Origin of the sequence: Paraburkholderia sp. (genome assembly GCF_047605525.1) — a bacterium.
Lineage (GTDB): Bacteria > Pseudomonadota > Gammaproteobacteria > Burkholderiales > Burkholderiaceae > Paraburkholderia.
The window spans coordinates 145751-167147 of the sequence record NZ_JASGFN010000008.1; the positions used below are offsets into that span (position 1 = coordinate 145751).

At 65.0% G+C, this 21397-nt stretch carries 18 protein-coding genes; 11 read left to right on the forward strand and 7 right to left on the reverse strand.

Annotation, left to right across the window (positions count from 1 at the left end; genetic code table 11):
* Window positions 1–6 precede the first annotated feature (6 nt).
* Both QM685_RS13900 and QM685_RS13905 read right to left on the reverse strand, forming a co-directional pair.
* Complete coding sequence (locus QM685_RS13900; protein WP_415116788.1) at window positions 7–714, reverse strand: ArsR/SmtB family transcription factor; 708 nt, start codon at window positions 712–714, stop codon at window positions 7–9.
* 213 nt (window positions 715–927) lie between these two features.
* Entirely contained in the window at window positions 928–1575 is a 648-nt protein-coding gene (locus tag QM685_RS13905) for a DsbA family oxidoreductase (RefSeq protein ID WP_415116790.1), read from the reverse strand.
* A 208-nt stretch (window positions 1576–1783) separates the two neighbouring features.
* Here QM685_RS13905 and QM685_RS13910 point away from each other — a divergent pair, with 208 nt between their 5' ends.
* The 4 genes from QM685_RS13910 (at window position 1784) to QM685_RS13925 (ending at window position 7293) form a co-directional block, all read left to right on the forward strand.
* A complete protein-coding gene (locus tag QM685_RS13910; RefSeq protein ID WP_415116792.1) occupies window positions 1784–2539 on the forward strand; it encodes a 2OG-Fe(II) oxygenase in 756 nt (251 codons plus the stop codon).
* Between the two features lie 102 nt (window positions 2540–2641).
* Window positions 2642–3544: a LysR family transcriptional regulator gene (locus QM685_RS13915; RefSeq protein ID WP_415116794.1), complete on the forward strand. Its 903-nt coding sequence runs from the start codon at window positions 2642–2644 to the stop codon at window positions 3542–3544.
* Between the two features lie 153 nt (window positions 3545–3697).
* Window positions 3698–5653: an aconitase family protein gene (locus QM685_RS13920; protein ID WP_415116796.1), complete on the forward strand. Its 1956-nt coding sequence runs from the start codon at window positions 3698–3700 to the stop codon at window positions 5651–5653.
* Window positions 5654–5811: 158 nt separating this feature from the next.
* Window positions 5812–7293, forward strand: coding sequence for an MFS transporter (locus tag QM685_RS13925; protein ID WP_415116798.1), 1482 nt, complete (start codon window positions 5812–5814; stop codon window positions 7291–7293).
* A gap of 7 nt (window positions 7294–7300) precedes the next feature.
* Here the strand turns inward: QM685_RS13925 and QM685_RS13930 are convergent, their stop codons facing one another.
* The 3 genes from QM685_RS13930 to QM685_RS13940 all read right to left on the reverse strand — a co-directional run bounded on the left by QM685_RS13930 (window position 7301) and on the right by QM685_RS13940 (window position 11896).
* Window positions 7301–9676 carry a DNA polymerase II gene (locus QM685_RS13930; protein WP_415116799.1) on the reverse strand — a complete coding sequence of 792 codons (2376 nt, stop codon included), beginning with the start codon at window positions 9674–9676 and terminating at the stop codon, window positions 7301–7303.
* A gap of 176 nt (window positions 9677–9852) precedes the next feature.
* Complete coding sequence (locus QM685_RS13935) at window positions 9853–10863, reverse strand: DUF2891 domain-containing protein (RefSeq protein WP_415116801.1); 1011 nt, start codon at window positions 10861–10863, stop codon at window positions 9853–9855.
* Window positions 10864–10966: 103 nt separating this feature from the next.
* Window positions 10967–11896, reverse strand: coding sequence for a LysR family transcriptional regulator (locus QM685_RS13940; RefSeq protein WP_415116803.1), 930 nt, complete (start codon window positions 11894–11896; stop codon window positions 10967–10969).
* 113 nt (window positions 11897–12009) lie between these two features.
* Between QM685_RS13940 and mdlC the strand changes: the two genes are divergently transcribed.
* From mdlC to QM685_RS13965, 5 genes are all read left to right on the forward strand, one after another.
* Window positions 12010–13656, forward strand: a complete 1647-nt coding sequence (gene mdlC, locus QM685_RS13945) for a benzoylformate decarboxylase (protein ID WP_415116805.1) — start codon at window positions 12010–12012, stop codon at window positions 13654–13656.
* An 88-nt stretch (window positions 13657–13744) separates the two neighbouring features.
* Window positions 13745–15196 (forward strand): aldehyde dehydrogenase, encoded by a 1452-nt coding sequence (locus tag QM685_RS13950; RefSeq protein ID WP_415116807.1) that lies wholly within the window; start codon window positions 13745–13747, stop codon window positions 15194–15196.
* Between the two features lie 14 nt (window positions 15197–15210).
* The gene (locus QM685_RS13955; protein WP_415116809.1) at window positions 15211–16146 is read left to right on the forward strand and encodes a ketopantoate reductase family protein; all 936 of its coding nucleotides are present in this window, start codon (window positions 15211–15213) and stop codon (window positions 16144–16146) included.
* A 177-nt stretch (window positions 16147–16323) separates the two neighbouring features.
* Window positions 16324–17736, forward strand: a complete 1413-nt coding sequence (locus tag QM685_RS13960) for an MFS transporter (RefSeq protein ID WP_415116811.1) — start codon at window positions 16324–16326, stop codon at window positions 17734–17736.
* Window positions 17737–17936: 200 nt separating this feature from the next.
* The gene (locus tag QM685_RS13965; RefSeq protein ID WP_415116813.1) at window positions 17937–19073 is read left to right on the forward strand and encodes a porin; all 1137 of its coding nucleotides are present in this window, start codon (window positions 17937–17939) and stop codon (window positions 19071–19073) included.
* 226 nt (window positions 19074–19299) lie between these two features.
* Here QM685_RS13965 and QM685_RS13970 read toward each other — a convergent pair whose 3' ends face one another.
* Window positions 19300–19527, reverse strand: a complete 228-nt coding sequence (locus tag QM685_RS13970; RefSeq protein ID WP_415116815.1) for a GntR family transcriptional regulator — start codon at window positions 19525–19527, stop codon at window positions 19300–19302.
* 119 nt (window positions 19528–19646) lie between these two features.
* Window positions 19647–20378 carry a DUF2278 family protein gene (locus tag QM685_RS13975; protein WP_415116817.1) on the reverse strand — a complete coding sequence of 244 codons (732 nt, stop codon included), beginning with the start codon at window positions 20376–20378 and terminating at the stop codon, window positions 19647–19649.
* Between the two features lie 279 nt (window positions 20379–20657).
* Here QM685_RS13975 and QM685_RS13980 point away from each other — a divergent pair, with 279 nt between their 5' ends.
* Window positions 20658–20945: a hypothetical protein gene (locus tag QM685_RS13980; protein WP_415116819.1), complete on the forward strand. Its 288-nt coding sequence runs from the start codon at window positions 20658–20660 to the stop codon at window positions 20943–20945.
* Between the two features lie 138 nt (window positions 20946–21083).
* Window positions 21084–21368 carry a hypothetical protein gene (locus QM685_RS13985; protein WP_415116821.1) on the forward strand — a complete coding sequence of 95 codons (285 nt, stop codon included), beginning with the start codon at window positions 21084–21086 and terminating at the stop codon, window positions 21366–21368.
* Window positions 21369–21397: the final 29 nt, after the last annotated feature.

Below are 21397 nucleotides of genomic sequence, written 5' to 3' on the forward strand. Positions count from 1 at the left end.
GTCCAGTTACGCGTCGTCGGTCAAACTCATCGTGACCCCCAGGGTCTCGTACAACTGCGCCCATCCGCGCGGCGTAACCTGCATCGCGCGCGACGAAGGCGAGCGTAGCAACCAGCCGTTATCGCACAGCGTCGACATGAACTTCGCACCCAGCGGGCCGGCAAGATGGTGCTGCCGCTCTGTCCAGTCGAGGCACTGTCGGGCGATTCCGTGCTTGCCCGGCCGCAGCGTCGCGACGTCGATGCCGAGATCGCCGAACCACTGCATGCCGGCTCGTGTCACCTCGAAGCGCTTGTCGTTTCCGGCGGCGAGAAAGCCGCGCTCCATCAGTTGCTGCGTGATCGCGACGCCGACCTGACCGGCCAGATGGTCGTAACAGCATCGCGCGAGGCGCAGTTTCCGCGCATCGCGGCCATACGGTTTGCGGCGCACGGGCGTTCGCGCGGCAACCGTCGCCAGGTTCTCGAGCAGCGCCGCCACCTGCGCATCCGCGAGCCGGTAGTAGCGGTGACGTCCTTCCTTTTCGACAGAGAGAAGGCCGCCGTCCAGCAACTTCGCGAGGTGGCTGCTCGCGGTCTGGGCCGTCACGCCGGCCGCGTAGGCCAGCTCGCCGGCGGGCAACGCGCGGCCATCCGCGAGGGCCATCAGCATTGCCGCGCGGGCTGCGTCGGCGATCAGGAACGCCGTGGTGGCGACTCCCGGTTGAACGTCCATGTCCGTCTCCTGAGCATCCTGTTCACAGCGTAGCCGAATCCGGCGGCCGCATACTTCGATGCGTGTCGAAGCATTTCGGATGGCCGATCCTGCATGCCGGGTCGATGCTAGCCGGAATTCAACGGCAAATCGTCACGGTTTTCGTTGAAAGAGCATGCGAAACGGACCCGGTTTGCGATGGCACGACCCAGGCGATAGAAAGACCGTCGCCTGTTACGCGGGCCCCTTCGCGACGATCTCCTCGATCGCCTGCACGAATTGCTCGACCGGCTGGCCGCCCGTCACCAGGTATCGATGGTTGAAGATAATGGACGGCACCGAATGAATACCCATTTGCTGATTGTTCTTCTCCGCCTCGCGAACCTCGTTGGTATACGCGCCGCTCGTCAGCACTTCGCGCGCTTCCTCGGCGTCGAGCCCGACGGATTGCGCCGCTTCGACCAGCACGTCATGGTTGCCCGGGTTCTTGCCGTCGGCATGATAGGCGCGCAGCAGCGCGAGCTTGAGCGGCAACTGTTTGCCCTTGATACCGGCCCAGTGCAGCAGGCGATGCGCATCGAACGTGTTATAGGTGCGCGTGCGCGGACCGAAATTGAAGCCGACGCTCGCGCCGCGTTCGCGGATCATCGCCTGCGTTTCGGCGATCTGCGCCGGTGTGCGGCCGTATTTCTTGCCGAGATATTCGACGATGTCTTCGCCGTCCGGTCCCATCTCCGGATTCAATTCGAACGGATGGACGACGATTCGCGCGTCGACGGTATCGTGAAGGCGTTCGAGCGCAAGCTGAAGCGACGAAAGACCGATCGCGCACCACGGGCAGGCGATGTCGGAGACGAAATCGATCGTGAGCTGTTGTTTCATGACTGTCCTTACGGGGGTAGCGGGCTGTTGCGCCGACTGGATGCCGCTGCAACGAGTATCGACAGCGTAGCGTGAATCGTCCGCGCGTGCAGCGCGCCGAATTTGACAGCAAGACCCGGAGTGTTCCGGTGCGGCCGCGCTCGTACACTCACGCTATCGAACCACTTTCACTGCACGGCCGGCGAACCCGGCCGCCAGCCAACCGACGATGAACTCACCCGAAACGGCGCTTCCCGAGATCGCTCGCGCGCAGATACAAACGATCGACCGGCGCGTCGATGCGCTCGACTGGCGTCAGGTCGAACACGATCTCGATCAGTACGGCTGTGCGGCCGTGCCGCAACTGATCGGCCCGCGCGAGTGCGACGTGCTTGCGGCGCTTTATCCGCGCAACGATCTGTATCGCAGCCGCATCGTGATGACGCGCCACGGCTTTGGCCGCGGCGAATACAAGTACTTCGCCTATCCGCTGCCGCCGATCATCGGCGAATTGCGCGGCGCAATCTATCCGCGTCTCGTGCCGGTCGCGAACCGCTGGAACCGCGCAATGGGCATCGACGTGCGTTATCCGGAGAAACACGCGGATTTCATTCGACGCTGCCATGACGCGGGCCAGGTTCGCCCGACGCCGCTGATCCTGCAATACGGCGAGGGCGATTACAACTGCCTGCATCAGGACCTGTACGGCGAGCACGTGTTTCCGATCCAGGTCGCGATACTGCTGTCGGAGCCGGGGCGCGATTTCACGGGCGGCGAGTTCGTGATGACCGAGCAGCGTCCGCGCATGCAGTCGCGCGCCGAAGTCGTGCCGCTCGCGAAGGGGGATGCGGTCGTATTTACCGTGAACAGCCGGCCGGTGCAGGGCACGCGGGGGCCGTATCGCGTGAATCTGCGGCACGGCGTGAGCCGCTTGCGCTCCGGGCATCGGCATACGGTCGGTATCATCTTTCACGACGCGCTGTAGTGGCGCGCCGTAAAGGCCATGGCGCGACACCGCACTCCATGAGAGGATAAAGACCGCGCTTCCAGCCATTCCCCGCGATCCGCGAAATACGCGCCACGTCCGATGGAAAACCTGCTCAAGAAACTCGACCTCACCTCACTGCGCCTGTTCGTCGCCGTCTGTCAGGAGCGCAATATCGCGCGGGCGGCGGAGCGCGAGTTCATCGCGTCGTCGGCGGTGAGCCGGCGCATCGCCGAGATCGAGGCGATGATCGGTCTGCCGGTCATTCAACGCCAATCGCGCGGCATTACCGTGACGCCGGTCGGCGAAACCGTGCTGCGTTACGCGCTCGCGATCATCGGCAACATCGAGCAGATGAGCGCGGAGCTGTCGCGCTTCTCGTCGGGCGCGAAAGGGCGCGTGCGGGTGGTCGCGAATCTGTCGTCGATCGTGCAGTTTCTTCCCGAAGACGTGGCCGCGTTCGGCCGCGCGTTTCCGGACGTGTCGATCGAACTCGAAGAAGAAAATAGCGCGGACGTACTGCGCATCGTCGACGAACACGGCGCGGACTTCGGCATCTGCAATCCGGTCGCCGGCAGCGAGGCCTTCGAGCAGGTGCCGTACCGGCAGGACCGGCTCGCGGTGCTCGTGCCGGGTGGTCATCGGCTCGCGGGCGCGACGCGCGTCGCATTCGACGATCTGCTTGACGACAGCTTTGTCGGGCTGCGCAGCGAAAGCGCGCTGACACGTCTGCTCACGCAACAGGCGGCGAGCGCGGGGCGGCCGCTCGACGTGCGGATTCGCGTGAGCAGTCTCGACGCGCTGTGCCGGATGGTGCATGCGGGGCTCGGCATCGCGATCGTGCCCGAGCAGGTCGGGCTGCTGTATGTGAATACGCTCGACGTGCGCTTGCTGTCGCTCGGCGACGCATGGGCCGGACGTCACCTCATCATGATCTTCAACGCGCGCGAGCAGTTGAGCGCGAGCGCGGCGGCACTCGTCGCGTTTCTCGGCAACCAGCCGTGAAACGACCCGCTTAAAAGCGCGTAAAAAGCCGCAACCGGTATCCACGCCGCGGCGCAACATCGAGCATTCGCGAAACGAGACGGCAGCATTGCCCGACCGGCACTTCGGCATTGGCCGTGCGCGCCGTATAGTGAGCGCAAGGAGAATGCATCGATGAACGATACGATTCGTCTGGACGGCCGCGTGCTGTACCTGTCGCAGGACCCGGCGGTGATCGACGCGCAACTGGCCGGCGAAAATTTCACGCGCGCGACGGCGGGGCCGCTGCGCGACAACGTATCGACGGACGAGATCACGCCGGTGACCGTGATGCTCACGTATGACGAGCGCCTCAGCCAGTACCCGTACGTCGGCTTCAAGGCGGGAGAGCGTCTGCCGATCGGCCGTAATGCGGTGAAGGACGGTGGCTTCCGGGTGACGGTGGCGGGCAGGCGCTACGGCAAGGGGTCGTCGCGCGAATCGAGTCCGCTCGCGGAGCTGTCGGCGGGCATCCGGCTGATCGTCGCCGAGAGCTTCGAGCGGATCTACCAGCAGAATTGCGACAACATCGGCATTCTGACCACCACGGATTTTTCCGTGCTCGATCGTCTGCTCGCGGGCGAGGCGGTGCCGATCGACGAATTCCTCAAAGGCCGCGACGCGCTCACGCAGCAGATCATCCGCAGCGGCGGCCTGCTTGCGTACAGCAAATTCGCGGACTGGCCCGCGCCGCGCGAGCGCGATAGCGCGGCCGCAACCGATGCCGCGGATGCCGAACCGAAAACGCTGGTCGAGAAGATCATCGAGCGCCATCTGCATCCGGGCACCGCGAGCGCACAGCGCGGCGACGGCGTGTTCATCGCCGCCGACTGGCGCTTCAGCCACGACTATTTCACCGGCATGTGCGCGCATCTGATGCATCGCGCGTTCGGCAAGCCCGCGCCGCTCTTTGCGCCGGACCACATCATCGCGTTCCAGGATCATCTGGTGCTCGCGCCGCAAAGCATTCCGCACGTGCGTGACGGTCTGCTGCCGGGCGTCGCGAATCTGACGGAAGGCCATACGTCGTTCTCGCGCGACTATCCGGTGCGCTCGCACGGCGCGCTCGACGGCCTGCCGGGTTCCGAGGGCATCTGTCATGCGCTGATGGCCGAGCAATATGCGTTGCCGGGCCAGGTCGCATGCGGCACCGATTCGCACACGCCGCATTCGGGCGCGCTCGGCTGCCTCGCGTTCGGTGCGGGTGCAACGGAAATCGCCAATAGCTGGGTGACGGGCTACGTGCGCTGCAAGGTGCCGCAGACGCTGCGCATCGAGATCGACGGCCGCCTGCGCGACGGCGTGACCGCGAAGGACGTCGTCCTCCATCTGCTGAGTCTCGACGCGATCCGCTCCGGCGGCGCGATCGGCCTCGTGTTCGAATATGGCGGCGCGGCGGTGCGCGCGATGTCGATCGACGAACGCGCGACGCTGACCAACATGGTCGCGGAACTCGGCGGCTTTACCGGCATCGTCGAGCCGGACGAACGCACGGTCGCGTTTCTGAAGGCGCGGCGCGGGATCGATTTCGTACTTGAAAGCTGGATGAAAAGCGACGCGGGCGCGACCTATCGCGACACGATCCGCATCGACGCGAGCGGGATCGAACCGATGCTCGCGCGTCCGGGCGACCCCGGCAACGGCATGCCGGCGCCGCAACTCGACGAGGACGTCGCGATCGACATCGCGTACGGCGGCTCGTGTACCGCGGGCAAGCGCGAAGACTTCGATTTCTATCACGAGGTGTTGAGCTGGGGCGTCGAGCATGGCGTGCACGTGCCGGAGGGGACGCGTCTTTATCTGCAGTTCGGCACGATGGCGGTGCGCGCGTATTGCGAGGAACAGGGCTATTTGCCGGTGTTCGAACGCGCGGGCGTGACGCTCGTGATGCCGGGCTGCGGCTCGTGCGCGAACTGCGGGCCTGGGCAGTCGGCCGAGGCGAACGACGTGACGATCAGCGCGATCAACCGCAATTTCCCGGGCCGTTCGGGGCCGGGCGACGTGTGGCTCGCGAGTCCGTACACGGTCGCGGCGAGTGCATTGGCGGGAAAAATCACGACCTTCGAACAATTGAAGCGCGAGCGCGGCTAGAATGCAGGCCGGACTCCGGCCTGCAGCATCGTCGCGCGCGCGACGCGCGACAATACGCAAGGCCGGCATCGAACTGGCCGCGGAGAGTGGCGTGCTGTGTCGTAAAGGCGGCCGTCCAGCTAAAGCACTAACTCCGGTCGACAAAGGAGACAGACAACATGGCATCCCCCGACCAGGCGGGGTCCGTCGCGCGCAGCGGCGGCAACACGGCGCATTCCACCGGAGCGGCTGATAGCGCGGCCACGCACGCAGCCGGCACAACCACGCCGCTCGACGCCGGCACTATTTCGGCACGTCTCGACCGGCTACCCGCCACGCGTTCCATCTGGAAGCTCGTCGTGCTACTGAGCCTCGGCTTCTTCTTCGAACTTTACGATCTGCTTTATTCCGGCTATATCGCGCCGGGTCTCGTCAAGAGCGGCATGCTGACCGCGACGACGCACGGCCTGTTCGGCTCGACCGGCGTCGCGAGCTTCATCGCCGCGCTGTTCAGCGGCCTGTTTATCGGCACGATCGCGTGTGGTTTTCTCGCGGATCGCTTCGGGCGCCGCGCGGTGTTCACGTATTCGCTGCTCTGGTACACCGCGGCCAACGTCGTGATGGCGTTTCAGGAAACCGCGACGGGCCTCAATTTCTGGCGCTTCGTCGCGGGCGTCGGCATCGGCGTCGAGCTGGTGACGATCGGCACGTATATTTCCGAGCTCGTGCCGAAGCAGATTCGCGGCCGCGCATTCGCCTGCGAGCAGGCGGTCGGCTTCACGGCGGTGCCGGTCGTCGCGTTTCTGTCTTGGCTGCTGGTGCCGCGCACGCCGTTCGGTCTCGACGGCTGGCGCTGGGTCGTGCTGATCGGCGCGCACGGCGCGCTGTTCGTCTGGTGGATTCGCCGTGAATTGCCGGAAAGTCCGCGCTGGCTCGCGCAGCAAGGGCGTCTTGCCGAAGCCGATCGCGTGATGAGCGCGCTCGAAGCGAAAGTACGCAGTGAATCCGGCCGCGAGTTGCCGCCGCCCGCGCCGCCGGTGCCGGTCGCGCCGCGCGGCAGCTTCCGCGACATGTGGGTGCCGCCGTACCGCAGCCGCACGCTGATGATGACGATCTTCAACATCTTCCAGACCGTCGGCTTTTACGGTTTCGCGAACTGGGTGCCGACGCTGCTGATCAGGCAGGGCGTCACGATCACGACAAGCCTGATGTATTCGAGCGTGATCGCGCTCGCCGCGCCGCTGGGGCCGGTGATCGGCCTCTTTATCGGCGACCGCTTCGAGCGCAAGACCGTGATCGTCGTGATGGCCGGCGTGAATATCGTGTGCGGGTTGTGGTTCAGCCAGGCGTCGGGCGCGGTGCTGCTGGTGAGCCTCGGCGTGTGCCTGACGCTCGCTGGCAACATCATTTCGTACAGCTTTCACGCGTACCAAACCGAACTGTTTCCGACCAGCATCCGGGCTCGCGCGGTCGGCTTCGTTTACTCGTGGAGCCGTTTTTCAGCGATTTTCACGGCCTTTCTGATCGCGGCGGTATTGCGCTACTTCGGCACGACGGGCGTGTTCGTGTTTATCGCGGGCGCGATGCTGATCGTGATGCTGGCGATCGGTTTGATGGGGCCGCGCACAAACGGGCTCGAACTCGAGAAGATTTCGGAGTAGCGCGCGCTCAGAACAACTGCCTTTGCCCCGACATCAGCGTCGTGAAGTCGTCGCGCAGCAAAGGCAGAATCGCGTCGGCCACCGGCTGCAATTGCCGTGTCAGATAGTGTTCGTAGTCGATCGCCGAGCGCAGCGTTTCGAGCGGCTCGGGGCCGGCCACCGTCATCACGTAACTGATCCAGCCGCCGTTCTGATATTGCAGCGGGCGTCCCTGCTGGCGGTTGAATTCGTCGGCGACGCGTGCCGCGCGCACGTGCGGCGGCACGTTGCGTTCGTAGGCGCCAAGCGGTCGGCGCAACTGCTTGCGATACACGAGCTGCTCGTCGAGCCGGCCCGCGAGCGTATCGCGCACATAGTCGCGCACGTAGTCCTGATACGGCTGTTGCCTGAAAATGCGCGCGTATAGACCCTGCTGGAACTGCTGCGCGAGCGGCGTCCAGTCCGTGCGCACGGTTTCGAGCCCTTTGTAGACGACATCCTCGCTGCCGTCCGGCAGCACGATGAGACCCGCATAGCGTTTCTTGCTGCCTTCCTCGGTGCCGCGAACCGTCGGCATGAAAAAGCGCCGATAGTGCCTCTCGAATTGCAGTTCGAGCGCGCTATCGAGTCCGAAGCGCGCCCGCAGTCTGTCGCGCCACGCCGCGTTGATATGCTCGACCAGCGCGAGGCCGATGCGCGCCGCGTCGGCCTCGCTATGCGCGTGCTTCAGCCACACGAAGGTCGAATCGGTGTCGCCGTAGATCACTTCGTAGCCTTGCGCCTGAATCAGCTCACGCGTCGTGTGCATGATTTCATGGCCGCGCATCGTGATCGACGACGCGAGACGCGGGTCGAAGAAGCGGCAGCCGGTCGAGCCGAGCACGCCGTAGAACGCATTCATGATGATCTTCAACGCCTGCGACAGCGGCTTGTTCTGCTCGCGCCTGGCCGCTTCGCGTCCCTGCCAGACCTGCGCGACGATCGACGGCAAGCAGTGGCGCGTGCGCGAGAAGCGCGCGCCGAGAAAGCCCGGTACCGAGTGCTCGTCGTCGGGATGCAGCATACCTTCGACGAGACCCAGCGGATCGATCAGGAACGTCCGGATGATCGACGGATAAAGGCTCTTGTAGTCGAGCACGAGCACCGAATCGTAGAGACCCGGCCGCGAGTCCATCACGAAGCCGCCGGGGCTCGCGGCACCGGCCACGTCGCCGAGATTCGGCGCGACATAGCCTTGCCGATGCATGCGCGGCATGTACAGATGCGTGAATGCCGCGACCGAGCCGCCGCTGCGATCGGCGGGCAGGCCGGTCACGGTCGCGCGTTCGAGCAGGAACGGCAGCAGCTCCGTCTTCGCGAAGATGCGCGTGACGAGCTCGCAATCCTTCAGGTTGTAGCGCGCGAGCTCCGGCTTGTCTTCGTCGAAGCGGCGCTGGATTTCGTCCATGCGCTGATACGGATTGTCGATCGCCTTGCCTTCGCCCAGCACCGAACGCGACACGTATTCGAGGCTGAACGACGGGAAGCTCCACGTCGCCGAGCGCAGCGCCTCGATGCCGTCGATGATCAAGCGGCCCGCCGCGCCCGCGAAGAAGTGATTGCGCGTGACACCATGCTCGCGCCACTCCATCACCGCACCGCCGCGGCCGATGCGCAGCGGCACGCGATACTGCTCCGAATGCTGTTGCAGTACTTTCAGATCGAACTGCACGAGATTCCAGCCGATGATCGCATCGGGATCGTGCCGCTCCATCCACCCGATCAGTTTTTCGAGCAGTTGCGCGCGGCTTTCGCAGTACTCGAGCCTGAAGTCGAGATCGCCCGCTTCGGCATTCGGCGGCCCGAGCATATAGACCTGCCGTTCGCCGCAGCCTTCGAGCGCGATCGAATAAAGCTCGGCATGCGCGCTCGTTTCGATGTCGAGCGAAACGAGCTTCAACGGCGGACGATAACCGTTGGCGGGTTTCAGCTCACCGTTCGCCAATAGACCTGGAGAACCGTTCTGTTGCGGCTCTCCGCTGAACCATACCGGCGCGGTGATGAAACGCTCCATCATGTAGCGCTCGGGAGGCTGGATATCGGCTTCGTAGACGTCGACGCCGCCTTCTTTCAGGCGTTTTTCGAGGCCCTTCAGTTGACGGTATTGCGCGCAGTAAAGCCCCATGACCGTCCGATGCCGGAAATCGCGTAGTTCGAGCGGACGCAGATCGGGTTGCGTTTCGCGGCGCAGGATCGTTTCGGCGCGCTCGCGATGGTCGGCGGGAATGAAGGCGACGCAAGGCTGAGGGCGCAGGCGGATGTGGCGCGGCCCGCTGTCCGTGGCCAGCCAGAACTCGACTTCCGTGCCGGCGGGGGTGTCCCGCCAGTGTCGGGTCAAAATGAAACCCTGCTCAAACTCAGTCAAACTTGCACCTTTTATCGGGCGTAATCGCCTTGCGCGATTTTACCGCCGCGGGCGGTAACGGGGCACGTGCGGGATTCCGCAGTTCGACGAGGAAATGGAGAAGGGCGGCGTGCCTCGAATGAAAAAGGCGCTTCGTATTGAAGCGCCCGAAAACACAGCCCGCCGGACAAGCCCGCTCAGGCTTCGAGCGCGAGCGTCGCGAACGTGGCGAGCCAGTGCTCACCCATGTAATCGCCGGCCACGTGCGGCAGCGCGCTTTGCAGATGACGCTCGGCGGCTTCGAACAGCACCGTGCGGCGCACGTCGCCGGCGGGCAGCGCACGCGCGAGCGAGCGCTGGCACCATGCGCGGCTCAGATTCAGGCCATCGAGATGCGCGATCTTGCCGTCGCTGCGATCGGTCACGGTGACGGGCTCGAACAGCGTCGCGGGCTTTTTCGCGCCGAGATCCGGCAGGAACCGGCCGAACCAGTCGGCGAATTGCGCGGACGGCAGCACGCGGCGCATCAACTCCGCTTCCATCAGCGACGGCGACAGGAATTCGTCGCCGGCCGGCTCCCATGCCTGGCACGCGACGTCGTCCAGAAACCAGCGCTCCGCGGTACTGACGATCAGCGCTTCCAGCGATTCGCGCGATGTCTGGCGCGCGAAATCGAGCGTCAGCGCAAGCGCGAATGCCATGTTGAAGTGTGTGCCGACGCGCAGCGGATAGGTCGCCTTCGGCAAAAATTCCTCGAAGCGTTCGACGAACGTATCCGTGAGCGGCGCGAACGTTTTGTTCCAGACCGCGGCTTCCGAAATCTTCAGCGACGCCAGTTGCGCGCTGAGCGCGAGCAGCCACGCCCAGCCGTACGGCCGCTCGAAACCGCGATTGTGCGGCAGCTCCAGATAGGCGAGTTCGCCGGCGACGTTCGCGCCGGTGAAGTGTTCGTCGACCACCGCGACGACGCGCGCGGCCTCGGGCAGATCGGGAAAGCGCTCGAGCAGATGCAGGACCAGCCAGTAGCCGTGCACGCAGGAATGCCAGTCGTAGCTGCCGTAAAAGATCGGATGCAATGCGCGCGGGCCCTGCACGTCCTGCGGCCCGGCGAGCGAGTGCGTGAGCTTGTTCGGATATTCGCGCGTGAGATGGGCGAGCGCGAGATTGGCGAATTTCGACGCGAATTCTCGGGTCAGTTGGGCGGTCATCGGCGGCTCCTCGGAAGCGGAATGCGAACAGGTACGACAGTATGGTGTCGACGATCGGCAATAGTAAAGCGGCGGGGCGATTGCGCGACGACGTCACCCCGCGTCACCTCGCATCATCTCCTGATCCATCCCCCTGAGCGGTCAACTGCCTCAACTGTTCGAGCAGCTTCACCGCGGGACTCGGCAAGATGCCTTGCCGCCGCCGGAATGCCGTCAGCGTACGCCGCCCGACCACGCCCGGCACGCCGAGCGTATCGAACACGCCGGCCTTGCTCTCGGTCACGTACATCGTCGACGCCATCCAGCTTAGAAAGCCCGAACGCGCGACGAGGCTCTTCAACGCCGTAATCGAGCGCGTTTCGACGACGATGTTCGGCAGCCCCAGCCCGCGCTCGGCGAACACGCTCTGCATGTGCTCGAACGGCCCGGTGCCGCGCGGCGGAATCGCCCAGCGTTCATTGAGCGTATCGGCGAGCGTGAGCTCGGGCTTGCCGCGCAACGGATGATCGAGCGCGGCGACGATGTAGCTCGAATCTTCCCAGCGGCAATCGGCAATCGCGGTGATTTCGTCGGTATCGGGGATGGCCATGCTGAGCGCGAGATCGATCTCGCGTTTGACGAGTGCATCGGCGAGCCGGTCCCACACGCCCTCGATGATCTGCACGCGCAGATTCGGCCACTTGCCGAGCACACCGCTCACCGCGAGCGGCAACACGAGGCTTGCGATGCTGCCCACCGCGCCCACGCGGATCGTGCCGCGCGCGAGGCCGCGCATCGCGTCGATTTCCTCGCGCGCCTGTTCGGATTCGCGCTGCAGCAGAATGGCATGCGGCAGCAGCGCCTCGCCGACCGCGGTCAGATGCATGCCGCGCGAGTGCCGCTCGAACAGCGGCGCGCCGACCTGTTCCTCGAGACGCCGGATGGTCCGGCTCAGCGCCGGCTGGGTGATGTGCAGCGCTTCCGCGGCGCGGCCGAGGCTGCCGCTTTCGACGATCGTCGCGAACGCCTGCAATTGCTGAAGGTTATAAGTCATGCCGAAAGGTAATGCCTTTTTGCAAATTAGGCAATTTCTGGTTAGTGGGACTGCCGCGATAATGGCCGTCAGATCTTTCGCGCTTACCGCTCACAGGACACAGGAGACTTCACATGACAGACGAACGCAGCGCCGAGGGCACTCGAGGTCAAGGCGCCCGGCAATGGACCGTCCGCGACGCGGTCATCGACTTCGCGCGCCGCGTCGGCATGACGTCGGTCTTCGCGAACCCCGGCTCGACCGAGTTGCCGATGTTCCGCGATTTCCCCGCCGATTTCCGCTACGTGCTGGGTCTGCAGGAAGCGGTCGTGGTCGGAATGGCCGACGGTTACGCGCAGACCACCGGCAACGCGGCGCTCGTCAACCTGCACTCGGCGGCGGGCGTCGGCAACGCGATGGGCAACATCTTCACGGCGTTTCGCAACCGCACGCCGCTCGTCGTCACCGCGGGTCAGCAGGCCCGCTCGATTCTGCCGTTCGATCCGTTTCTCGCCGCGACCCAGGCCACCGAGCTACCGAAGCCCTATGTGAAATGGAGCATCGAGCCGGCGCGCGCGCAGGACGTGCCGCTCGCGATCGCTCGCGCCTACGCGATCGCGATGCAGGAGCCGCGCGGCCCGGTGTTCGTGTCGATTCCCGCCGACGACTGGGAGCAGCCGGCCGAGCGCGTGGCCGAGCGCGAGGTCGCGCACGTCATGCGTCCCGATCCCGCGATGCTCGAGCGCATCGGCGCGGTGCTCGACGCGTGCGCGCGGCCCGCGTTCGTGGTCGGCAGCGCGGTCGATCGCGCGGGCGCGGCCACGGATGTCGTGCAGCTTGCGGAGCGTCATCGCGCGCGCGTCTACGTCGCGCCGATGACTGCGCGTTGCAGCTTCCCCGAAAATCATCGTCTGTTCGCGGGTTTTCTGCCGGCGATGCGCGAGCGCATCGTCGAATTGCTCGCCGGGCATGACGCGATCTTCGTGATCGGCGCGCCCGCGTTCACGTATCACGTCGAAGGCAACGGCCCGCATGTGCCGCCGGGCGCGCAACTGTGTCAGTTGATCGACGATCCGGGCGTCGCCGCATGGACGCCGCAGGGCATCGCGGCGGCCGGCAACGTGCGGCTCGGCGTGCGGGAACTGCTCGCGCGCGCCGCGCCGCAAGCACGCGAATTGCCGGCGCCGCGCGCGCTGCCGCCGCGTGCGCTGCCGCCGGCGCAGGGCGAGCGCATGTCGGTCGCGTTCGCATTGCAGACGCTCGCCGAAGTGCGCGATCCCGATGGCATCGTCGTCGAGGAGGCGCCGAGCGCGCGGCCGGTGATGCAGACCTATCTGCCGATCACGCGCGCCGGCGCGTTTCTGACGATGGACAGCGGCGGCCTCGGCTATGCAATGCCCGCGGCAGTCGGCGTCGCACTCGCGCGGCCGGGCGAGCGCGTGATCGCGCTGATCGGCGACGGCTCGAGCATGTACTCGATCCAGGCGATCTGGAGCGCGGTGCAACTGCGGCTGCCGATCACCTTCGTGATTCTGAACAATGCGCGCTACGCCGCGCTGCAGGATTTCGCGCCGGTCTTCGGCTTTGCGCCGCATGAGACGGTGCAGGGCACGGACCTGACGGGGCTCGATTTCGTGACGCTCGCGGCGGGCATGGGCTGCCCCGGCGAGCGTGTGAGCGACGCGGCTCAACTCGCCGATACGCTGAGCAAGGCGCTGTCGGGCAAGCCGGCGGGTAGCGTTCCGGGTGGCCCGACGCTCGTCGAAGTGATCATCGCGTAGCGGCACATTTTCCATTCAAGATGAAACTGTATGGGACCGGAGTAAGTACTAAAGCACCAACTCCTCCGGTCGACAAAGGAGACAGACGATGAAAAGCGTATCGATGCTGATTGGCGGCGAACAGGTACAGGCGCGTAACGGGGCGACCTTCGAGCGCCGCAATCCCCTCGACGGCGAAGTCGCGACGCGCGCGCCGGCCGCGACGGTCGAAGATGCCGTGGCCGCCGTCGATGCCGCCGCCGCGGCGTTTCCGGCGTGGTCGGCGCTCGGCCCGAGCGAGCGCCGCGCGCTGCTGACGAAGGCCGCGCACGCACTCGAGGCGAAGGCCGATGCATTTGCCGCCGCGATGGCCGCCGAGACCGGCGCATCGGGTATCTGGGCCGGCTTCAACGTGCATCTCGCGGCGGCGGGTTTGATCGAAGCGGCCGCGCTTACCACGCAAGTGGCCGGCGAACTGATTCCGTCGGACGTGCCCGGCAGCCTCGCGATGGGCGTGCGCCAGCCCGCGGGCGTCGTGCTCGGTATTGCGCCGTGGAACGCGCCGGTGATTCTCGCGGTCCGCGCGATCGCGCTGCCGCTCGCGTGCGGCAACACGGTCGTGCTGAAGGGCTCGGAGATCTGTCCGGCCACGCACGGCCTCATCATCGAGGCGATGCAGGAGGCGGGGCTGCCGCGCGGTACGGTGAACTTCGTGACGAACGCGCCCGCCGACGCCGCGCGCATCGTCGACACGCTGATCGAACATCCGGCCGTGCGTCGCGTGAACTTCACGGGCTCGACGCGCGTGGGCCGCCTCATCGCCGAAACCTGCGCGCGCAATCTGAAGCCCGCCGTGCTCGAACTCGGCGGCAAGGCACCGCTCGTCGTGCTCGACGACGCCGACGTCGGTGCCGCCGTCAACGCGGCCGTGTTCGGCGCATTCGCGAATTCCGGGCAGATCTGCATGTCGACCGAGCGCATCATCGTCGACGAAAGCATCGCCGATGCGTTCGTCGATCAACTCGCCACGCGGGCGCGCGCATTGCCGCTCGGCGATCCGCGTAACGGCCCGGTCGTGCTCGGTTCGGTGGTCGACATGAGCACCGTCGAGCGCTGCAACGCGCTGATCGACGACGCGCTCGCGAAAGGCGCCACGCTCGTGTGCGGCGGCAGGAGCGAGACCACGCTGATGCCCGCGACGCTGCTCGATCGCGTGACGCCCGACATGCGTATCTATCACGACGAATCGTTCGGCCCAGTCAAACCGATCGTGCGCGTGCGCGGCGAAGAGGCCGCGATTGCGTGTGCGAACGACAACGAGTACGGCCTGTCCGCCGCGGTGTTCAGCCGCGACACGGCGCGCGCGTTGAACGTCGCGAAGCGCATCGAATCGGGCATCTGCCACGTGAATGGACCGACCGTGCACGACGAAGCGCAGATGCCGTTCGGCGGCGTGAAGGCGAGCGGTTTCGGCCACTTTGGCGGCAAGGCGGGAATCGCCGAATTCACCGATCTGCGCTGGGTCACGCTGCAAACGACGCCGCGCCACTATCCATTCTGAACCGGAGCGCCACGATGCCTGAGGCTTTGGACATTGCGATTCTCGGCGCGGGTGCAATGGGCTCGCTGTTCGGTGGGCTGCTCGCCGAAGCGGGCCATCGCGTCACGCTCGTCGATATCGACGACGCGCATCTCGATGCGATTCGCAGCGCGGGCTTGCGCCTGACTACCGATGCGGGCTCGCGCGTCGTCGGCAATCTGCGCGTGTGCCGTCCCGAACAGGCTGAGTCCGCGCCGGAACTGCTGATCGTCTTCACGAAGACCATGCACACCGAAGCGGCGCTCACGTCGGCGCGGGCGCTGCTCGGCCCGCATACGGCGGTGCTGTCGTTGCAGAACGGGCTCGGCAACGTCGAGCGGATCGCGCGCTACGTTGCGCGCGAACGCGTGATGGCCGGCATGACGACATGGCCCGCCGACAAGCCTGGGCCCGCGCAGGTGAGCTCGCACGGCTCGGGCGAAATCCGCCTGATGAACGCGGACGGCGAAACGCATACGCACGTGCGGCGCGCGGTCGATGCATTGAATTCGGCCGGCCTGAATTGCGTGGCCGATCCCAACGTGTGGTCCGCGATCTGGGATAAGGTCGCGTTCAATGCCGCGCTCAACAGTTTGTGCGCGCTCACGCAATGCACGGTGGGCGAGCTGTCGAACGTGCCGGACGGCGAGGCGCTGACGCTGAAGATCGTCGCCGAAGTCGCGGCGGTCGCGCGCGCCAACGAGATGGCATTCGACGAGACGCACGTCGCCGACAACGTGCGGCATGCGCTCGCGCATCACCATGCGCATCGGCCGTCGATGCTGCAGGACGTGCTCGCGGGCCGCAAGACCGAGATCGAGGCGATCAACGGCGCGGTCGTCGCGGCGGCGCAGGCGGCGGCCGTTGCCGCGCCGTGCACCGAGTGCCTGCTGCAACTCGTGCGGCTCGTCGACGCGCGCGGCTCGCATTGACGCTTCAAAGTGACGCTGCGCAGCGAAGCCGCGAAGTGAAGCGGCGTCCGAAGTCATGCCGAAACGTCATGGCTTTTGCGCGAATCGGAAATGCCAATCGCATGCCGCGCTGGCCATACTGACGACAACAAAAAAATCGATAAACGCGCACGCAGCGCAAACAATGGAGACAAGCTGATGAATTACGTTCCTCCCGCTTCGGCCGCGGCATCGACCGCGCGCGACGAAGCGGCTCTCGCCGGCATCGCGCGCGGCGGCAGTGCGGTCGATATCGGTCACGCGCTCGACGACGGTCCCTATACGCTGCTGCAGAAGATCGCGGTGGTGCTCGCGGCGCTGTCGATCGTCGTCGACGGATTCGACAGTCAACTGATCGGCTTCGCGATCCCGATGCTGATCAAGGAGTGGGGCATCACGCGCAACGCGTTTGCGCCGGTGGTCGCCGCGGGGCTGATCGGCATGGGCATCGGCAGTGCGTTCGCGGGCCTGTTCGCCGATCGCTTCGGCCGGCGCTGGGCCGTGATCGGCAGCGTGTTCGTGTTCGGCATGGCGACCTGCGCGATCAGCCTCGCGCCGAACGTCGCGGCCATCGCGGCGCTGCGCTTTATCGCGGGACTCGGCATCGGCGGCGCGCTGCCGACGTCGACCACGCTGACCGCCGAATTCACGCCGGCACGCTTTCGTACGTTCGCGGTGACGGCGACGATTCTGTGCGTGCCGCTCGGTGGCATGGTCGCGGGCCTGTTTGCCGGCCAGCTGTTGCCGGTGTATGGCTGGCGCGGCCTGTTCGTCGCGGGCGGCGTGCTGCCGCTCGTGCTCGCGATCGTCCTGCTCGTCGCGCTGCCGGAGTCGCCGCGCTTTCTCGCGCGCCGTCCGCGACGCTGGCCGGAGCTCGTGAAGCTGCTGCGACGCATGGCGCGCGACGTGTCGCCCGATGCGAGCTTCACCGATGTGCGCGAGCAGAGCGCGGAGAAGCACGTCGGCTTCACGGCGCTGTTCCGTGACGGCCGCTCGCGCGACACCGTCGCGATCTGGGGCGCGTTCTTCATGTGCCTGCTCGCCGTGTATGCGGCATTCAGCTGGCTGCCGTCGATGCTGACGAGCGAAGGCCTGAGCGTTTCGCTGGCGGGCTACGGCCTGAGCGCGTACAACCTCGGCGGCGTGATCGGCGCGGTGCTGTGCGCGCTCGCAATCGGGCGCTATGGTTCGCGCTGGCCGCTGCTGCTGTGCTGCGCGGGCGGTGTTGCGAGCGCGTGGATGCTGCTCGGCGTCAGCGCGACGCAACACACGGCGCTGATGATCGTCGGCCTCGGCCTGCACGGCCTCTTCGTCAACGCGGTGCAATCGACGATGTACGCGCTTTGCGCCTACGTCTATCCGACCAGCGTGCGTGCGACGGGCACCGCGTCGGCGCTCGCATTCGGACGCATCGGCGCGATTCTGAGCGCGTTCGCGGGCGCGGCGGTGATTACGGCGGGCGGTGCATTCGGCTATCTGCTGATGCTCGGCATCGCGATGGCCGTCGTGCTGGTCGCGCTAGCGGTGGTGCGTCGCCATATTCCGCGCGCAGGCGCCGCGCGGGCGCGCTGATCGACGGTCCCTCGCGGTGAGTGTTCTTATCGCGAGGGACCGGTCCGCATGATCTGATTTTCTCCGTGCTGCTACCCATTCCTTGCATGGCGCGAGTGGGTGGCGCACGCGCATTCAATACGTCTTGCGAATTAAAACAATGGGTGTGCATGGTGATGCGCACGCTAAACAGGCCTACAAAACAGGAAGCCATGGAGACTATGAAACTTCGGATTGCAACAGGACTCGTGCTGTCCAGCATCAGCACGATGGTGTGCGCGCAGAGCAGCGTGACGCTTTACGGCATCGTTGATACGGGGATCGAATACGTGTCGAACGCGAACGCGGCGGGCGACAGCGTCGTGCGCATGCCGGGCATCACCGGGGAGTTTCCGTCGCGCTGGGGCGTGCGCGGAACCGAAGGATTGGGCGGCGGCGTGTCGGCGATCTTCACGCTCGAAAGCGGCTTCAACATGCGCAACGGCTCGCTGAACCAGGGCGGCCGCCTGTTCGGCCGCCAGGCGTGGGTCGGCCTGAACACGCCCTATGGCGCGCTGACGTTCGGCCGCCAGTACACGATGACGTTCTGGGCGCTTTCGGATGCCGATCTGTTCGGCCCCGACATCTATGGCGGCACCGCTTCGTTCGACCAATACCTGCCGAGTTCGCGCAGCGACAACACGATCGTGTACAAGGGCAGCTATGGAGGTTTCACGCTGGGCGCGACGTGGTCGTTCGGCCGCGATTCGACGGGTACCGGCAACTCGCCGGGACAGGGGACGTGCGCGGGCCCGGTGGCTGGAAATGGGCCCGCCTGCCGCGAGTGGTCGGCGATGCTGCGCTACGATCGCAACGGTTACGGCGTCGCCGCGGCCTACGATCAACAGCACGGCGGACCGGGCGCCATGGCGAATATGTATGACGGCACGCCCTCGTTCGATTTCACGAACCCGAGCGACACGGACGTGCGCATGCAACTGAACGGCTATGGCCACATTGGCAATCTGCGGCTTGGCGGCGGCTGGCTCGGCCGACGCGTCGACACGGTTTCGCCGGCGACGCCGAACGTGCATTCCGATCAGTTTTATCTGACGGCATCGTATCCGGTGACACCGGCGTTCATCGTCGACAGCGGCGTGTATCACATCGTCAACAGCCGCAACGATACGCGCGGCACGATTGCCGCACTACGCACGACGTATCTGCTGTCCAAGCGAACAGCGGTGTATCTGCAGGGCGCGTATCTGTGGAATAGCGAAAAGGCAGCCTATACCGTCAGTCAGGGTGGTGGCGGCACGACGCCGGCGCCAGGGGCCGGCCAGCTTGGCCTGATGGCAGGATTGCGGCATAGCTTCTGATTTGCGTTGCGCTCCGGCGCAACTGAATGACCGGGATGCATCCCGAGGTCGACAGGTTCATTCGGGCTATTGAGACCTGGCCTTCTTATCACTATCTTCCAACCACGCTCGATCGAGCGTGGTTGGACTCTCATAGTCATTTCTATGCGTTTCATCGCTCGACCGATGGCGTAATTCCGTTGTTCGTCGGATCAATGGCAACGGCGTCGTTGTAATCGTTTCCTGATTATCTATATACCGGACCTGACACCCGCTGTAGCGCCTCGCGCACAGGGGTGCGTCCCATGTCCATTTCGGCGGCAAGCTGGCTTTCGGAGATCATCGAACCCGGCGGCAGCTTGCGCGTGATGATCATTTCCTCGATCTGCACGAACGCGACGTCGGCCAGCAACTGGTCGGGCGGACTGGCGGCTTCGCGTCGGGCGGCATTTCTGGTGGAGCTGTTTTTCTTCATGTGGACGAACAGGACGATGAACTCACGGATTATGCCCCGGTGAGCCGGAAAGTGGCGTACTGTCGTCAGCATACACGTTGGCGGGGCTAGTCCCGCACGGGTTGGAAGCAGCCTCGCGCTCAACTTCCCCGGATGAAATCCGGCAACGCACGCGCGTTCGAAGTCGGATTCCCTCTTGCGTCGGTAGGAAGACGCTGCGTCTGAAACGCGGTGAACATCGCGGCGAATCCATCGGCGCGCTGCACGATGACCGCGCCGTCCTGGAACGCGCCGTTTTCGTCGTAGTGCCTGCCGGGCGGATTGCCCTGATTCATATGGGTCTCGTGAAGACCATCCTTTTTCGGCAGGAATAGAAAGCCGAATCCGTACACCACGATGCCCGCCGCGGTGGGCGTCCAGAAGTCGCGGTTATGCAATTGACCACTGCCGTTGTCGAAGGGGAGACTCTGGGATGGCTGGCTTTCGTCGATGGTCAGTATTCCGTCGACGACGTCGTTGACGTCGGCACGCTTGCCGTTTTCGTCTTCATACGGAATCGGCCGCATCCGGTGAATGTCGAGCAGGCTGCTGTCCTGCCAGTAATCGAGCCGCGGAAAGCCACTCGTGTAGAGGCCGAGGTCGAGTGCCTGGAGTTTCGCGGTCAGCGGATCGGTGAAATTCAGATCGGCATAGAAGTACACGTCGTCGCTGCCGTTTTGTCCCGGTTCTGTCGATGCCGAATTCACGACGATGTTGAACGGTACGTTGTCCGCCGCGCTCACCGTGATGACATAGTGCGGGCTTCCTATGTACGAGTCCTTAAAAGGTGCCGCGCGTAGAAGTTTTCCCTTGAACATGCAGTATGCGTTCATGACTGGATAGCCTTATTGAAGTTGACCGGCGGAATGCCACACTGCATGCGCGGCGTGACATTCCAATGTCGGCCTGGTCTGCAAAGCGTACCCAAGCATAAGACGGCGGTAGCCGATAAACAAGCGCGTCCCCCGTCACGCGTTTGCAATGTTCTTGCAGGCTGGACGAGAGCCTGGTGAACGAATGCGACGGCTATCGGATCACATCAGTACTGGGCACGCGCGATGCGTGTCGTCCAGCAACGCCGGGAAGGAACCGAAACCGGCAAGGAGCCGAACATGCGTGTCCAGACGATAGAAATAGCGGACTTCCTCGTGAGCTCGACGGTCATCAGGGATTCGGAGGGCGGTTTCCAGTGGATCGTGCTCGTGACGGAGAGAACCGGCGAGCGCCGCACGGTTCTGGAAAGGAGAGGGACGTGCGGACACGTGTCGTGGGGCGATGCGCTCGACATTGCGGCTGATGCGGCGCGCGGCATCGCGATGGGGTTAGACGTGCCACGTGACGAGGACCGGCGGAAACAGCAGCGAAAGAAAAAATCGGCCGCCTCTCGGGCAAATCATTGATATGCGCGTAACGGTCGGACTACTTGTACTCGTAACCGAGGAAGGCGGAAACTTGTAATAGGGGCGGGTATCTGCTTTGCCCCCGTTTGTCGCGTGGCCTGCTGAGCCGTCGTATCCATGCAGGAGGAGGGTGCGGAAATGCGTTATTTCACAGGGGAAAACCCGCGCGTTATCGATGCGCGCAACAGCGGAGCGTATGCGGGTTGCCGCGAAAACAGTGCTGGCGGCGGCAACCACGGCGTTGGCCACTATGTGATGAGGTGGCTTGCGGCCGGGTTGCGGCGCACGGCCGTGATTTCATTCGCCGTTGTCGTTACCGCCGCTTGCGCGATACCGGATCGACGTGACGACACGCAGTCTGCCAGACAACGGACCACCTGCAATGTGGCCGGACAATTTTGCAATACGTTTTTCGGGCCTTAGCGAAATGTGGATGGCGCGCCGTACGCCGG